Raw genomic sequence first — 16,111 nt, 5'->3', positions numbered from 1 at the left:
CTTAAAATAATCCTATAAACAAGAGATTAAAACTCTGTGTCCTCTGTGTCCTCCGTGGTGAATCGTATTCATTTCTATTGCGTTGAGTGGGCACTCTTATTTCAGTTCCTTCACCGTTTCGCCTTCCACCAGTTGTGTTACGCCGGCTATTATTACCGTTTCCCCTGCTTTCAGTCCTTTCGAGATAAAGGCCTGTGCGTCTCCCGTCGGAGAGTAAACGGTTACTTCACGGCGGTTTACCTGATTCCCGTTCAGTACCCACACGTAGGTTTTGTTTCCTTCGCTTTCACCGAATATGGCACTCAGGGGCACTACCGTCATGGTTTCTTCCAGGAACGGACCTACATCGGCCGAGAAGCGGATGCTGCACGTGAAACCCGGTTTCACCTCATACAGGGCATGGTCGAAAGCGGGATCGTCGATGGTGATCGTCACCGGGATACCCGTACCGTCCGTCGAGATGTCGAGATATTCCTCCAGTTTGGCATTGAAGATGTGTCCGCGGTATGTATCGAACTCCACGCGGAAGTGTTGGTCTTTGGAACGGAGCAGATAAAGGTAAGCATCGGGGATGGTGAACTTGATGCGCAGTTTCTTGGTGTTGACCAGCTGCACAATGCCTTCGCCCGAGTTCACGCGCTGATAGTTCTCCACCAACCTTTTCTCGATAGACCCGTCGAAAGGGGCGGTCAGTTTGGTGTCGCGCATATTGTTGCTCGAAAGTTCGTAAGCCGATTTCTTTTGTTGGAAAGTCGATACGCTGATTTCATATTCTTGTACCGAGATAGCCTGCCGTGCCAATAATCGTTTGTTACGTTCCACTTGGGCAGCGGCGGTTTCGTAAGCCGATTTGTCTGCTGCATACTGTAAGGCCAGGTCGCGCGGATCGATGGCCGCAATCAGTTGTCCTTTTTTGACCCGTTGTCCTTCTACCACCGGCAGGTTGATGATCTGTCCGCTCACGCGGAAGGCCAGTTTCACATAGTCTACAGCTTCTACAATGCCCGAAAAGTCCTTTCTGATTTCCGACCGGGACTCTACCCTGGCCGTCTTTACGGGGCGTACTGTTGCCGCATTGTCTTCTTTCTTTTGTCCGCAAGCCGTTAATAGAATAAGTGCTGCGAGGATACATCCATAGTTTTTTCTCATATTTCCCATTGATTAAGAGTCTGTTTAGTCTCATTTTGAGGGGGCAAAGATATGAAACTGAAAAACTATAAACAGTTTTCCGGTTTGATAATTTAATATTATTAACAACCTGAGGCGGGTGTGGCGAGGCTTGGCGACGATGAACGGAAACTTACCACAGAGGACACAGAGAAGATTTTCTCTTAAAATAATCCTATAAACAAGAGATTAAAACTCTGTGTCCTCTGTGTCCTCCGTGGTGAGCCCTCGTTCATCGTTGAAAACCGTTTTATTTCTGCCTCGGTACAGTCAAATCTTTACCCTTTTTCAGGTTATAAACAACTTCGGAGATACGGATGTTCAACTCACATCCTTCTAAAAGAGAGATTTTTATCGCCTGTTTTTCGACTTTCATCTGCAGGGTGCATCCACGGAAATTTACTTTGAATGTATAGCTGTCCCACGCTTGGGGGATGATGGGGTTGAAGTCGAGCTGTCCGTCCAGTATTTTCATTCCCGCAAATCCGCGTACGATGACCTGCCAACTTCCCGCCATGCTTGTGATGTGCAACCCTTGGTGTACCTCATTATTATAGTCGTCCAGATCCAGGCGCGTGGCATGCAGGAAGAGGCGGTAGGCTTCTTCCGTGTCGCCTATCCAGGCAGCCAGAATGGCGTGGACAAAAGGTGACAGGGATGATTCGTGTACGGTGCGGGGTTCGTAGAACCGGAAGTTCCGGAGAATCGTTTCACGGTCAAAGTTTTCGTAATACAGGAACAGTCCTAACAGCACGTCGCTCTGCTTGATGTAGCACGAACGCAGGATACGGTCCCATGACCACCATTGGTTGATCGGCCGTTCGTTTGCCGGGATATCGTCCACCGTGGTCAGCTCCTTGTCCGGATAGCCGTCATCCTGTATGAAGATGCCCTGTTGTTCGTCCCGGGGGAGATACATTCCGTCGATGATCTTCTGCCAGCGCGAAGTCTCTTCGGCATAATTGAAGCGGGTGACACGGCGCACCCGTGCATACTCTTCCGGAAATTCGTGGGCCACCATCTCGATGCTGTCTATGGTGCTTTGCAGGCATTGCACGCAGGAGAAGTTGGTGTACCAGTTGTTGTTGACGTTGTTTTCGTACTCGTTAGGCCCCGTCACTCCCAACAGCACAAATTTTTGCCGTGCCTGCGAGTAGGATACCCGCTGGCTCCAGAACCGGCAGATGGCAATCATCACCTCCAGTCCGTAGCGGGCAATGTACTCTTTGTTGCCTGTCACCCTGGCATACTGCATGATGGCATATACTATGATGTTGTTGCGGTGTATCTCTTCGAAAGTGATTTCCCACTCGTTGTGGCATTCTTCTCCGTGGATGGTCACCATCGGATAGAGTGCCGCCCCGTCGGTAAATCCCAGTTTACGTGCGTTTTCGATGGCTTTGGGCAACTGGTTATAGCGGTAGAGCAACAGTTTGCGGCACACTTCTCTCGGGGTGGACAGCAGGAAGTAGGGCACACAGCACAATTCTGTGTTCCATTGCGTGTTGCCGCCGTATTTTTCTCCCGTGAATCCCTTCGGACCGATGTTCAGCCGCTCGTCGTCTCCCTGATAGCTCTGGTTCAGCTGGAAGATGTTGAACCGTATGCCCTGCTGTGCTTCCGGGTCTCCTTTGATCTCCACGTCCGTCTCCTCCCAGATTTTTGCCCACCGCTCCTTATGGGCTGCCGTCAGCGATTCCCATCCCTGCTCCCTGGCTGCTTTGGCTTCGTTCACAGCGCGCTCTACCAACTCCTGACGGTCACATTGCAGCGACGACACGATGGCGGTGTACTTGATAAGAGTCACCTTCTCGCCGGGTTTCACGTCCGCTCCGGCGCTGAATCCTGTCAGTTTTTCTTTTTCTATCTTGATGGGGCTGACGCTTATCTGCTTGCTGTTCCTGAAAAAACGGTACGTCAGTGCGCAGCAGATTTGTGAATCTTCCCGCCGGGTTTGCGCCCAGAGGTAAGCGTAGTCGTTGGTGGTTTCGGCACGCAGGATGTTCCACATCTTTTCGTCGAAATTGGCGCTTTCGTGCTTCACGTCGCCGTTCAGATAGGGTACCAGCGAGATTTTGCCTTCATAGTTCACCGATGTCACACTGTATTTTATCAGACACAGGTTCTGGTTGTCCATGCTGTTGATGTGCTCTACGTGCACTTCCAGCGTGTTGCCTTTGGGCGAAGTCACCCTGAAGTCACGGTACGAGATTCCCGCCTTCATGTCCAGCCTGCGTTCATAGCTCTCCACATCCCAGTGTGCCAGATCCAGTTCCTCGTCGATCAGGCGCACGTAGATGCCGCTCCAGTCCGGAGTGTTCGGTATGCGTGAGAAGAATCGCGGGTAACCGTTTTTCCACCATCCCACACGGGTGCGGTCCAGAAAAGTGATTCCTGCTACGTATGATCCCTGCAGGGAGTCGCTGCTGTAGGACTCTTCAAAATTGCCTCGCTGTCCGAAACGTCCGTTACCGAGGCTGAATATACTTTCCGAAGCGCGAAGGTTGTCGGCGTGAAAACCTTCTTCTATGATGTTCCATTCGTCTACCTTGAGGAATTTTTTCATGGTCATTGGGATTGTGTTTTTTAGATCGGCACCTAAGATACAAAAAAAACTTCTGATGCACAATCATTGTGCATCAAAAGTCTTTTTTTTACCGTGGAGGGACACAGGGTCCCGCAGGGTATTCATGTCGATAATCGATCGTCTAAGGATTCATTGCGTTGACTCCCAATGCTCCGAGTATGGCAGTAGCCACGGCTATCACCACTTTCAGCACTTTGTGCCAGATTGTTTTTTTCATTGCTTCGTGTGTTTTAAAATATTCATTTTTATGCCGTCGGATCATCTACAATATCTCCGTCGCCTCCGTCGCCGGAGGGCGTTTCACTCTTGATGTAGAACGACACATTGTTCTCTCCTCCGCGGGTGGTAGCCGTGCTGTCGTTTGCCAGTCGCAGACTGTTGTCCACGGCAAAGCGGATATGCACACGCCTGATACCCTTTACGGTACACTCTTTTTCCGTTTCCGTTCCGGCGGAAGTCAGCGTGATGTAGAACGTACCGAGCCCGTCCACCTTCACTTTGTTTCCCTCCACCAGCGACTTTTTCAGTTGCCGGACGAATGCCTGCATGACGTGTGTCACGTCTTCCGCGCTCAGGGCTCCGGTGATTTCTATCTCTTTGGCGATGGAGGCGATGGTAGCTGTTTTGGAGCTGCCCGGCTCTTGTTTCAGATAATACTTTTGGGGCGACGATTTGTCGCTCAGATCTTTGTAGCGCTGATAGCGCATCACTGGTACTGCCATAATAAAATGTTTTTTGGATTCATAAAATGTTTTCTTTCTGTAATACATCAAGGCCTTTCTGATTACGATGTAAAGGTAGTACTTATGCTTTATCCCACAGGCTGTCCGGGGCAAGATGCGGGCATTGGCGGCTCTTTGGTCCCGTAAGTGCCTTTTTGAAGATAAAAACGGACAAGAAGCCTTGCCCGTCCACTGCTTTTTTAGTATCTTAGTACTCTGAATCAATAAGTGTCACAAAGCAAAAATGAATCCGGTTCACCACAGAGTACACGGAGGACACAGAGTTTTAAATTCTTGTTTATTAAGATATTTAAGAGAAAAATATTCTCTGTGTCCTCTGTGTCCTCTGTGGTGAACCCAACTCAAAAAAACAGTATGGAAAAGAAACCAGAAACCACAGAGAAAAAGTTCCGGATAAAGAGTTATGGCAAGTCCGAACTGGCCTCGCTCTATATGCCCGAAATCAGTCCTAAGAGTGCCGCAAGCGAATTGCGCAAATGGATCGGCAAGTCTCCCGGTCTGACGGAGGCCCTTTCCGCTACCGGGCTGCGTACTAAAGACAAGCGCTATACGCCCGCCCAGGTGGAACTGATCGTAGAGGCGATCGGCGAACCGGGATGACGATGGCGGGGCGGCCTTTCACGGCAGGAAATCGAGTGTTTTTTCAGTCTCCGCATTTCCGCCCATTCCGAACCAGTGTTTGGAGTCGAACTGTGTGTTCCGTATCCGGTCGCCGGTGCGTTCCGCCGTGGCGTCCTCTTCGCAGGGTGAGTACCGCCCGTTCACCGGGTTGAACACAAAGCTGCACTCGCCGATATTCCCTAAATGGCGGAATTTCACTTTTTTCACGTGTACCCGTGTCACCCCTGCCTGCCGGTCGCGCTCTATCACCAGTCCGAAGTCACATTTATTGACGAATGCCGCCGATCCGTTGATGTCCTGCAGCGTGGGTACGGGCAGGCGTTTCGTCAGCGGGTCTGTCTGCATCTTGCGTGGATGTGCCACGAGGATGACGAGGCATTGGTGCCTTTGGGCGAAGTTTGCCAGCAGGTCGAGGAATGCCGAGATATATTGCGTTTCCGTCTGTCCGCCCGGGATGCGGTGTTCCAGCCGGTTGAAAGGGTCCAGTACCAGTATGCGGATGCCCCGCCTCCTCACCAGTTGGCGTGCCCGTTCCAGTATCGATTCTACGGTGAAATCTTCTTTGGGCAGGATGCTCGAAATGTTTTCCGCCAGATAGCGTTGCGCTTTCTCGTAGAGCATTTCGGTCATCAGTCCCTTGCGGAAACGCTGTCCGGTCAGTTTTTCGGTCAGTTTGGCCAGGTGATAGGGGAGTGGTTGGTTTTCGGGGCTGAAATAAGCTGTCCGCCATTGGTGGTTGAGGCAGAGGCGCAGCACCAGTTCGTCCGTGAACTCCGATTTTCCGTCGCCCGGGTGTCCCGTGATGACGCAGAGCCTTCCGGTCTCGAAGGTGCAGAGGTCGTCCAGGTTCTTCAGTCCCGTTTCCGCTCCCCGTGACAGTCCGTTTTCAAAAAGTATGCGCATCTCTTCGTCCACATCGGCCACTGTATATACGCCTTCCAACGGGATCTCCGGAGCGTCGGCAAGCGCCTGCGACAATGCTTCCGGACCTGCCTTTACCAAGAGCTCGTTGGCGTCTTTGCACCCTTCGCCGTAGCTGACCACCCTGCAACGTTCGCGTCCCAGGCGGCGGAGCAACTCCTGTTTCAGCTCTTCCCCTTTCGGGTCGGCATCGCCGGCTATGTAGATCACCCGCTTATCTTCGAAATGGCTGTCCACAAAGCGGTCCATCCACTTCAGGTTACGGTTGGCACCTCCGGGCACCGATATCACGTCAGTGCGCCCTGCCGTGACAAAGGCGGCTGCATCCAACTCCCCTTCGGTGATGATACATTCCGGGGTGCCTTTGATGCCGTCGATGTTGTAGGGAATCAGTTCCGCTCCGGTGAGCATTTTGAAGTGTTTATGGAGCGTGGCACGGAACTTGATGTTTACCAGCCGTCCCTCCTCCAGATAGTTGAAGCAGAGACAGGATTCTTCAAGTCCGCTTTGGGGCATGTATTGCACCGACGAGGTGATGTGCAGTTGTTCCGCCGCGTGTGCACTGATGTGGCGTTCGTCCGCCAGCCATTTCAGTTGCACCGGAGTGAGAGGGGTTTCGTTGGCAGGTTTTTGGGGACGTTGGGGGACAGCGGTGCCGTCCGGGGCTGTTGTCCGGGGGCTTGTCCGGTTTCTTTCGGCGGGGAAGTCCACCAGCGGATCTCCTGTCTTTCGTCCGCCATGCTTTCCGCTTCCGTCGTCTGCCACTCCGCTCCATCCGCAGTAATGGCATTTGTAGAGTCCTGAGTCCAGGTCCACCGAAAGGGACTTGTCACTTTTGTTGCTTCTCTGCCCGATACATCGGGGGCATTTGGTCTTGATGTGGCCTGCTGTGCGGCCGTAGGCATCAAATTCGATGCCGAGTTCACGAAAATTAAATGATTTCATGGTCGATTTCCATTTGTTTTTAGGCGTTTGCTCTAAACTTGTCGGAAACGGAAATCTGGGTAATGGTTTTGATTTCACCACAGAGGACACAGAGGGCACAGAGAGATTAATTGGCTGCGCTCTGTAGTAAGTTTTCAGACAAAAGAACAGAAGAACACATAAAGGATAATTTGTTCTTTTGTTCTTATGTCCAAAAAACTTGGTGATACTTTGTGGTGAGTTTTCAGACAAAAGAACATAAGAACACATAAAGAATCTTTTGTTCTTTTGTTCATCTGTCTAAAAAAAAACTCTGTGCTACTCTGTGTTACTCTGTGGTGAGTATCCTTAAGATAGCTTTTCTATTTCTTCAATGGGCAGGCCCGTTATTTGGTGAATGGTTTCGGGCGGGAGGTTCAGTGATTTCATCTTTCGGGCGTTTTCTCTTTTCTCTTCGATCCGTCCTTTCTCAAATCCTTCCTGTCTGCCTTCCGCCAGTCCTTCCTGTCTGCCTTCTTGTCTGCCTTCCAGTGCGGCTGTACTCAGCACGTCATTTTGTATCATGACAGTATTGATATGCTCGTCATACGCCAGTCGTTCTTTTTTATCCATGTTGTAATAAATCAGTTTCCGGCGTGCCTCTTCCAGTCCGGGTGCTTTCGTATCCGGGCGGATGATACCGGTTTTGAGATATTCAATCCATTCTTCGAGGGGAGTGACGGCTACTTTATTGAATTCGTTCACCCGGATCAGGAAGTATTCGGGGAAGATTTCGGCAGGCAGTTTCCGTATGATGGCGTTCTTCTCTTTAGTGGTCACTTCAAGGAAGTCGCCTGTATGTACCCCCACGAAAGTGTTCTGCCCGTGATACAGGTAGTCGTTTCCCCGTCCGATGTCGAAATAGAGTATGCTGACGGAGTACACCTTCTTTACCTCCGAGTAGAGTTCTCCCAGTTCGATATGCTCTGTGATGGCCTTTGCCACTCCGAAGAGGATTCGCTCCAGATAATAGATTTCGCGGGTGTTCTGCACCTCTACGATGATGATTTCGTCTTTGCTGTTCCGGGCCTTGATGTCCACGCGGTTGAATTTCTCGTTTTCGCGCTGTTGGTTTCCTTCACTTTCCAGTATCTCTACGATGCGTATCGGTTCGTTCAGCAGCACTGTGAGGAAACCCTCCAGCACGCCGAAGTTGGCTTTATTGCGCAACAGCCGTTTCACCGCCCAGTCAAATCGGATATATCTGTCTGTATAATCCATTATCGTACCTCCTCTTTGTATTCATATCCCGCAAATATAGCTTTTAAAAGGGATGATTCCAAATTAGAGCCTGTTTAATTTATCACAAAGTCTCACACGGAGATTAATTGGCTGCGCCCTGCCTGTTTTCAGACAGAAGAACAAAAGAATACATAAAGAATAATTTGTTCTTTTGTTCTTTTGTCTAAAAAAAACTCTGTGATACTTTGTGGTGAGTTTTCAGACAGAAGAACAGATGAACACATAAAGAATCTTTTGTTCTTTTGTTCTTTTGTCTAAAAAAAACTCTGTGATACTTTGTGGTGAGTTTTCAGACAGAAGAACAAAAGAACACATAAAGAATCTTTTGTTCTTTTGTTCTTTTGTCTAAAAAAACTCTGTGATACTTTGTGGTGAGTTTTCAGACAGAAGAACAGATGAACACATAAAGAATAATTTGTTCTTTTGTTCTTTTGTCTAAAAAAACTCCGTGTTACTCTGTGGTGAATGTCCGTTTCCGATAAGTCAAAGAGCGATATTGGTTTTCTTTACGTTTCCTGCCGGCAGAGACCGTTCTCCCTGCCGCCATTAGTCTCCGGTGGTGCCGTCATTCCGTCCACTTCCCCGACTCGGAGCTCCACACGGCGTTCTCCGACGGGCGGGGCGGTGCTTCGTCCGGGATGTGCTCTCCGCAATAAGAGCGGGCTCCTGTCAGCGGGTCGCGCTGCTCAAAGCGGTAAGCGTCTGCTCGGCGTTCGGTTGCTTCCAGGCGGTTCAGTACAGTGTCCAGCGCCTGCCGGGTGGCAGAGCCGCGACGGATGAAGTTGCTGAAGTAACTTTTGGCGTCGGCTATGGAGAAGAGGGTTTGCTCTTTGCCATACGTCACGATATGTTGCTTGAAGAATGTCCGGATGTGTGGCAGCAGCTCCATGAAGCGGAAGCCCATGCCTGAGTGCATGGCCTGCACCTCCAGCCACGACTGTTCGCCGAAAGCACTCTCCACGTATGTTTCCCAGCTTTGCGGCGAGGGCTGTCGGGGCGGTTCCGTTATTGGGACGGAAGGAGGCTCGGGGGCAGCCCTGATTATCTCTTCTTCTTCTTTTTCTTTTAATATATTCTTTTTCTTACACCGTGTTGCGGTGAAACGCCCGTTGGCAGCACGTTTCACGGTGACTTTCACCCCACCCGCGGTGGTGGCTCCGGCAACCGCAGTCCCGGTTGCAGCGGATTCTCGACGGTCCGTCCCGGTTGAAATGCGGTTCCGGACGGGGGTATCCGGTTCGGTGTTCATCTCTTCGTCGAGATAGATGCTTGAGAAGCTGCGCCCGTTTTCGTCTTCCGCGTAGAGGCGGAACAGGCGGAAGTCGCACACTATCTTTTGCAGCTTTTCCGGGGATACATTCCAGCGGCGTGCCAGTGCAGGCAGTGAAGCAAAGGCGCAGCGATACCCCTCGTGTTGTCGTAACTCGGCCAGCAGGACGGTATAGATGCCTATGCCTTCTATGCCGTTCTGTTCGCATAGGGCGATCACCCGGTCGTCGGACATCATGCTGACGCGATAGCGGAAAAATAATTCGTATTTCATAATAGTGCAAGTTAAATGATTTGATTCTGTGCAGAATGCTTTCTTTCAAACCTATTCTGCAGCAGCAAAGGTAGGGCTTCGGGTGCGTATTTCCATATAATCCTCCGGGGGCGTTCTACGCCTTCCGGAGTGTTTCTTCATTGTTTTTCTCTTTCATCTCGTTCCAGAGCTTAAACAGCTCTCTTTCAATGTATTCCTCCGATACGGACTGTTGGGGACGGTAGATGCTCCGGAAGTCATAGGCACGGCATAGCTGGTGTGTCAGATGGGGGATGAACGGCTTGTCCGGATCGAAGGTATCAAGACTGACCGCATTCCGGAGAGCAAACGTAAGTAACTGATTTCTTTCTCTTTGTATGACAATTCGATCCTCTTTCGTAGAGTAAATCTTGTTACATACTTCCAGAATCTCTTCCGGGTCTTCAAACACTAATTTCAGGCTTCCTTCGTTGATTTCAGCCTCACATTTAAAAAAAATTCTTTCTTCATTCTTTTATTATTATTTACAATAAATGAAGCTGCAAAATTAAGGTATATTAGTGAAATACGAACATATTAAGAGAGACGATAACGTTGTTTAACAATTTTGGAAACTTCATATACATTATTATATATCATTGATTATAAGTGTGGTATTGAAGTATTAGTGTTTCAAAAAACGTACGTCTTTTGGCACAAAAATAATGTCTTCTTTTTGTTTATCCAAATAATTTATAAATAATATTTTTTGAAAAATATGTTTTATTCTGTCAAAAGCCGTGTTGGTGGGTGCTTTCGCTTGTTTGGAACTTCTGCTCAATGCCCGATGGACTTGAAAAGCTGATACAGAGAGATACAGGCGAAAAGACGAAAAACAGTGTTTCAACAGACGTACGTTTTTTGAAACACAAACGAAACGGTATGAATTATAGTTTTGAGACTAAGTGGATTGAATATCAAGATGTTAAATCCGATTTTCGATTCTGTGAATACACTTGTCCTGCACAAAACTGCATGGAAGAGAACTCAGGTGAACAGTTCCTCCTGCTTTTTCTGCAGCGGGGAGTGGCAGTGGTGTCTTTGCCGGATAGCGGCATGGAGACGGAAGTCAGATCCAAACAAATGGTATTTATTCCTTCGTATACCCGTTGGTTGGTTTCTGCCCAAGAGTGCTGTTATTTTCTTTGTGTCAGTTTCCGGCATTTGCGTCATGCTCCTTTCCGTCCTTTTTTACAAGCACTTGAAATGGTGGCCGATCAGATAACCTATCGTTTTGGAGTTTTGCGTATGTGCCCTGCAGTGTGTGAACTGGTGACCGATTTACGCCGGCAACTTTGCACCGGCAGTTCCGATTGGCCCTTTGACCCTTTCGATATGTTTCTCGCAGTGTATGTGCACTATCCTTTCGAAGACTTGGCACGTTTTCATTATCCCTATCTGAAAAATCTGAAAAACGAGTGAATATGAACCGGATACTTATCTCTATTCTTATGTTGGCAATCGGGGTGTTACCCTTTCGGGCCCAGCAACGGTTGGCGTTGAAGGTGAACTTGCTGCATGCGGCTACCACCACGCCTAACCTCGGAGTGGAGTATGCCTTTTCGCCTCGTATGAGTGCGGAGATCTGGGGCGCCTACAATCTGATTGATTTCCGGGGAGACTTCAGTTTGAGGCATTATCTGGCTGAAGTGGAGACGCGTTATTGGTTCGATCGTCCGTTTAGCCGCCACTTTGTGGGGGCACATGCTTTGGCGGGGCGGTTCGATGTGGGCGGCATCCCTTTTATACATGCGCTGAAACACCATCATTATCGGGGTACTGTCTATGGAGGCGGGCTCACTTATGGATATTATCACCGACTGGCGGGACGTTGGGGGATAGAGGCGTCGCTCGGTGTGGGATATGCCCTTCTGAAGTACGATCGTTATCGTTGCCGGGGATGCGCTGTGATGGAAGCACGTTTTAAGCGACATTATTGGGGGCCTACCCGTGCGGCGGTTTCCCTGGTTTATCGTCTGGGATGCCCGCCTGCCGCTACGGCTCCGTCCGATGCACGTACTGCCTACGAAATGTCGCTCCGCGACCGGCGCGAAGCGGATAGTCTCCGCCTGGTGCTGAGTCGGATAGAAGAACAGAACGAACGTTATCGCCGGGCATTGGACAGCCTGCACGCCGGACGCGATACACTCACGGCATCGGGCAACCTGCGGTTAGAGTCGGGGCGGGGCGTGATGTATATCCAATACCCGGTCAATGTCACCCGGGTGTTGCCTGCTTTCTCCACTAACCGGAGGGAGCTGGCGCGCATCGACAGCCTGCTGCGTCCTCTGCTGGCGGATACTACAGTGACGGTGCGCTCCATCCGGCTCACCGGCTATGCTTCGCCCGAGGGACGTTATGATCATAACGTGAATTTGGCTAACCGCCGCATTGTGGGTGTGATGGAATATCTGAGCGAGGTATATGATTTGCCTAATCATTCGGTATTCAATCTGAAAGCGGTTGCCGAGGATTGGGAAGGGCTTGAAGAGATGGTGATCCGCCGAAATCCGTCGTGGGCGGCGGATGCCTTGCGTATCATCCGCGAAGTGCCTCTTTTTGACGGACGTGAACTGCGGCTGATGGAGATAGGACACGGTGATCCTTACCGGACGATGTTGAAGGATTGGTTCCCCGGACTGAGGCGCACTGAGTTTGTGGTGGAATGGGAAAGAAAAAAAAGTGAGCAACCTTGAAAACAACGACAGACATATTTGCAACTTTAAGCGCTTCTCCTTCCGCTTTCCTGCGGCGGAAGGAGGTGTGGAGGCATTGGAAGTGGCCGGCTTTTGTATACCTCCTCTTCCTGGCTTCATGTACCCTGGAGTATGAAATGCGGACATGTCCCTACAATGTGCTGATACATTATGTGACTTCCGACGGGCGCGGCTTTGCTACGGGAGATTATCCGGTGGAGGACTTCCGCCAGTTTGTTTATACCGAGGACAGTGTGCTGGTGGGAGAGTTTCCGGGTGATTCGTGCGAGGCGGGGGTGGGCATGCTTACACTGCCGCCCGGCACCTACCGGCTGGTGGTGTGGGGCAATGCGCCCGGCGGAAGTTGCCGTATGGAGGAGATAAATCCGCACGGTAGCCGTATGGAGGACGGCAGGCTGCATGCCTTGCCCTATGGTGGCAAAGAGGCTTCGGCGGAGTATGCCAACGTAGGCAGGCTTTATTATGGAACCGCTACATTCAAGGTATCCGAATATGGAGTGAACGAGTTGACCGTGGGGCTGATGCATGCCCATGCCCGGCTTAACCTGACAGTGGAGTGGAAGGACGACATCCCTGCGGAGGTACGTTCGGCCCGGTCGCCGGTGATGCGCCTGCGCGGATTGCATACCGCCTACCACTTCTGCGGCGGCGAAACCTGGGGAGATTATACCTTCCCGAAGCAGGATACCGGTGTACCTCTGTCGGTCTATCGGGCTGCTGCCGTCATCGAGTCCGGTTTTCAGGTCAAGGCATCCTTTGTCACCCTCCGCCTCACCGACGGGAGCCGTCTCGTACTGGAGCTCACCGAACAAGGAGAAGGGTTGATGAAAGAGATAGACCTCAGCCGCTATTTCGATGTCATGGGCATCGGGCTGAGCCGGAACATTTGTCAGGAGTTCGATCTCACGGTGCGGATCGGCAAAGACCAGACGCTGATTATGCAAACCCACCCCTCCGGATGGCAGGAGGGAGGAAGCATAGGGGCCAATTAGACGGAATGGAAATGAAAAACTAAAATAGAAATGAATAGAGTTCACCACAGAGTACACAGAGGACACAGAGTTTTAATCTCTTGTTTATATGGATGTTTAAGAGAAATATATCCTCTGTGCCCTCTGTGTCCTCTGTGGTGAATAATACTCAAAACCAGATGAAAATGAATACGAAACGATCTTTACTAACATCCCTCTGCTGTTTTCTGCTTGCCGCCTGTACGGTAGAGGTGGAGCAGGGGGGAGCGTCCGGGAGCGGACAGATAACGTTGCGCCCCGGAGAGATGGAAGCCAGTATCCGGCTCTCCGGCCTGGGTGGAGGTGGCGGAGTGCCCGTCAGCCGGGCGGCTACGGATGCGGTGGTGCTGCCGGGCGAAAACGAGGTGAAAGAATTGCTGGTGTATTGCTTCGTCAATATCCGGCAGGACGGGACGGTATTCTCCGAAGAGGAGATGGAAATGCCGGGTTCTTCCGGGGAATCGACTCTGGAGCGTGTCTACCGCTATACGGAGGGAGCGGCGGACAATGACCTGTTGCTGATCTCCGACGGGGATGGCTACCGGGTCACGTTCGGCGTGCCCAGGGACGAATACCGCCGTTGCTTCAAGCTGGTGGCGAATGGGGGTGGTGTGCCTGCCGATGTGGTGGCGGTCTCCATTAAGGACAGCGGCACGGGTGCGCTTGCCGACCGCAGCACGGCCACCCGTTTCGTGAGTGTGGGTTGCCCGCAGTTCTTCCCGGCCGGAGGGCGGGAGGGCACCCCGCTTAGCCTGGCCCCCATCGCCTGCCCCCTCTGCATGATGGGAACCGGATACTGGCGGCAGGAACTGACGGGAGGAGGCTATCAGGAGAAAAACTACTTTACCGCCGAAAAGCTGGCGCAAGGCGTCCGGGTGGATCTCGCCCGGCAGGCGGCGCGCTTTGACATTGACAATCCCGCCGCCTCCGGTTTCGAGCTCCGCTCGGTCAAGGTCAGCGACATCGGTGAGTGGAAATTCAACGCGGAAGGGAGAGAACAGATTTCCACCCGCGGATACTATCCCGATCTCCCTGTGGAGAATGCCGAATTTCTCCCGGCGGTGTTCTATCTGCCCCAGCTTGACTATTGGGGCGGAACAGGCAATGACGGCGGCACGCTCAAGATCGAACTGGCGGGCGTGCTCTACGGGGTGGAGACGACGCTGGTCATTACCGACGGCCGAAGCTGGTTCAAGCCCAACACCCGCTACCTGATAACCATTAAGAATTCCGCCGGAAACGCGGTGGCGTCTCTCCGTGCCATGCCCTGGGACGATGGGCACGGCATCGAGGGCGATGTCTTCGGGAAACTGAACGCCGGGGCGACGGTGGCGCTGAATGCCGACATGGGCGAGGCCGGCAGCATAGCGGAAATAGATGCCGACAACCGGGTGATCCATTTTTCCCGGCTTTCGGGCGGCGGCAGAGAGAGGGTGGCAGACCCTTGGATGCCTCTGATCACCTTTACCGGAGCTGCCGGAGACGCAAACCCTATCGGCGTGATCATGCCGGCGGATGCCCCCCTGTTTTCGATGGGAACGGCAAGTACCGCTACAGGCACCTACGTCGTGCCGTTGAGGCTGGCCAAGTCGGATGCCGCTTCGGGAAAGCAGTTGATGGAAAGTTTCCGGGCTCCCGAAACCTATAAGATCAGCCTCGTGACTCACCGTACGGACGCCGCTACCGGGGCGAAAACCCAGCAGGTGGACGAATATACCCTGAAGGTGGACTATCTGCTGCCATCCCTGCTGAACACTGTTTTGGGCGATGCTGCGGGGGCTGCGCAATACTTTCCGCCTGTCACCATCACTCCGCCCGACGACACGTGGCGGGTGGACGAGGTGAATCATAAAATCACTCTTCCCGTCTTTCCCTATTCGGGAAGCATGCCTTTCGTGCTGGAAGATGCGGGATTCGCGTCCGGCTGGACAGAACAGGCCGGATGGCTGGAGTGGCAGAGGAAGATAATGATGGGTGAGGGTCAGAGTCAGAACTTTCTCCTGATGTCCGACAATTTCCACAGCTCCGTGCCCCGCACCGGGAGCCTGACACTCCGGTGCTGGAACGCCTCCACCAATCGGCTGGAGACTACCGTCTATACCCTGGAGCAGGAGGCGGGAGGGGGAGACGCGACGAAACTCACCTCCGCCGGCTATGAAGTGGATTGTTCCCAGACGATGAATAGCGGAACGGTCACCGGTGTCTCCTGCTCCGGAAATACGCTGAGCATTGCCGATAATGGAGGGGTGGCTAATCCTGATGGATATTGCGTAAGTATCCGCAGCAAAGACCGGTACCCCATCCTGGTGGAGATTGTGCAGGGGGCCGCGTGGATGAAGTTGGTACCTTGTTCGCGAAGGATAGACGGAACGTCTGGTGGCGATACTGCCGATGCCGGCCACTACATGATGGGGCTGTATATAGATGCCAACAGCGCATCCTCAGCCCGCACCGGACGGATCAACATCAGCTACCACGACGGGAGCGGCGGACTGAAAACCGAAACGCTCACCGTCAACCAGGGGAAGAACAGCGGGGCCGTCGGTACTTGGAGCGGCTTTTAACGCTAATAGAAATGA

Annotated in this window: 13 protein-coding genes and 1 pseudogene; 5 read left to right on the top strand and 9 right to left on the bottom strand. The window is 51.9% G+C overall.

Annotated elements, in window-relative coordinates; genetic code table 11:
• Nucleotides 1–96 precede the first annotated feature (96 nt).
• The 4 genes from G7Y45_RS17485 to G7Y45_RS17470 form a co-directional block, all read right to left on the bottom strand.
• Entirely contained in the window at nt 97–1,149 is a 1,053-nt protein-coding gene (locus G7Y45_RS17485) for an efflux RND transporter periplasmic adaptor subunit (RefSeq protein ID WP_005807695.1), read from the bottom strand.
• Between the two features lie 268 nt (nt 1,150–1,417).
• Nucleotides 1,418–3,733 carry a family 65 glycosyl hydrolase domain-containing protein gene (locus tag G7Y45_RS17480; RefSeq protein WP_005780672.1) on the bottom strand — a complete coding sequence of 772 codons (2,316 nt, stop codon included), beginning with the start codon at nt 3,731–3,733 and terminating at the stop codon, nt 1,418–1,420.
• 142 nt (nt 3,734–3,875) lie between these two features.
• On the bottom strand, nt 3,876–3,971 hold the full coding sequence (locus G7Y45_RS17475; RefSeq protein WP_005807693.1) for a smalltalk protein: 96 nt from the start codon (nt 3,969–3,971) through the stop codon (nt 3,876–3,878).
• A 28-nt stretch (nt 3,972–3,999) separates the two neighbouring features.
• Complete coding sequence (locus G7Y45_RS17470; RefSeq protein ID WP_227559558.1) at nt 4,000–4,479, bottom strand: HU family DNA-binding protein; 480 nt, start codon at nt 4,477–4,479, stop codon at nt 4,000–4,002.
• A 372-nt stretch (nt 4,480–4,851) separates the two neighbouring features.
• On the opposite strand from G7Y45_RS17470, the gene G7Y45_RS17465 reads away from it, so the two are divergent.
• Nucleotides 4,852–5,097: a DUF4248 domain-containing protein gene (locus G7Y45_RS17465; RefSeq protein WP_005807688.1), complete on the top strand. Its 246-nt coding sequence runs from the start codon at nt 4,852–4,854 to the stop codon at nt 5,095–5,097.
• Between the two features lie 18 nt (nt 5,098–5,115).
• Here G7Y45_RS17465 and G7Y45_RS17460 read toward each other — a convergent pair whose 3' ends face one another.
• From G7Y45_RS17460 to G7Y45_RS17445, 5 genes and pseudogenes are all read right to left on the bottom strand, one after another.
• Nucleotides 5,116–6,984, bottom strand: a complete 1,869-nt coding sequence (locus G7Y45_RS17460; RefSeq protein ID WP_165015595.1) for a bifunctional DNA primase/helicase — start codon at nt 6,982–6,984, stop codon at nt 5,116–5,118.
• A 327-nt stretch (nt 6,985–7,311) separates the two neighbouring features.
• Nucleotides 7,312–8,226, bottom strand: coding sequence for an Rpn family recombination-promoting nuclease/putative transposase (locus tag G7Y45_RS17455; RefSeq protein ID WP_165015717.1), 915 nt, complete (start codon nt 8,224–8,226; stop codon nt 7,312–7,314).
• A gap of 583 nt (nt 8,227–8,809) precedes the next feature.
• Nucleotides 8,810–9,382, bottom strand: a complete 573-nt coding sequence (locus G7Y45_RS20000; RefSeq protein ID WP_234071302.1) for a hypothetical protein — start codon at nt 9,380–9,382, stop codon at nt 8,810–8,812.
• A gap of 183 nt (nt 9,383–9,565) precedes the next feature.
• A pseudogene (locus G7Y45_RS20065) lies at nt 9,566–9,787 on the bottom strand (Lin1244/Lin1753 domain-containing protein); the annotation flags it as partial.
• A 115-nt stretch (nt 9,788–9,902) separates the two neighbouring features.
• Nucleotides 9,903–10,217 (bottom strand): hypothetical protein, encoded by a 315-nt coding sequence (locus tag G7Y45_RS17445; protein ID WP_005807684.1) that lies wholly within the window; start codon nt 10,215–10,217, stop codon nt 9,903–9,905.
• Nucleotides 10,218–10,780: 563 nt separating this feature from the next.
• Here G7Y45_RS17445 and G7Y45_RS17440 point away from each other — a divergent pair.
• From G7Y45_RS17440 to G7Y45_RS17425, 4 genes are all read left to right on the top strand, one after another.
• Nucleotides 10,781–11,227 (top strand): hypothetical protein, encoded by a 447-nt coding sequence (locus G7Y45_RS17440; protein ID WP_137570179.1) that lies wholly within the window; start codon nt 10,781–10,783, stop codon nt 11,225–11,227.
• A gap of 2 nt (nt 11,228–11,229) precedes the next feature.
• A complete protein-coding gene (locus tag G7Y45_RS17435) occupies nt 11,230–12,501 on the top strand; it encodes a DUF3575 domain-containing protein (protein WP_165015600.1) in 1,272 nt (423 codons plus the stop codon).
• Nucleotides 12,498–13,514: a FimB/Mfa2 family fimbrial subunit gene (locus G7Y45_RS17430; protein ID WP_032535713.1), complete on the top strand. Its 1,017-nt coding sequence runs from the start codon at nt 12,498–12,500 to the stop codon at nt 13,512–13,514. The genes G7Y45_RS17435 and G7Y45_RS17430 overlap by 4 nt, the downstream gene beginning before the upstream one ends.
• Before the next feature lie 164 nt (nt 13,515–13,678).
• Entirely contained in the window at nt 13,679–16,096 is a 2,418-nt protein-coding gene (locus G7Y45_RS17425; protein WP_165015603.1) for a hypothetical protein, read from the top strand.
• The last annotated feature ends 15 nt before the right edge of the window (nt 16,097–16,111 follow it).

Source organism: Bacteroides sp. ZJ-18, assembly GCF_011038705.2.
Classification (GTDB): Bacteria; Bacteroidota; Bacteroidia; order Bacteroidales; family Bacteroidaceae; genus Bacteroides; species Bacteroides hominis.
The sequence above is the reverse complement of the archived record's forward strand: the minus strand, read 5'-3'. Positions and strand labels throughout refer to the sequence as shown.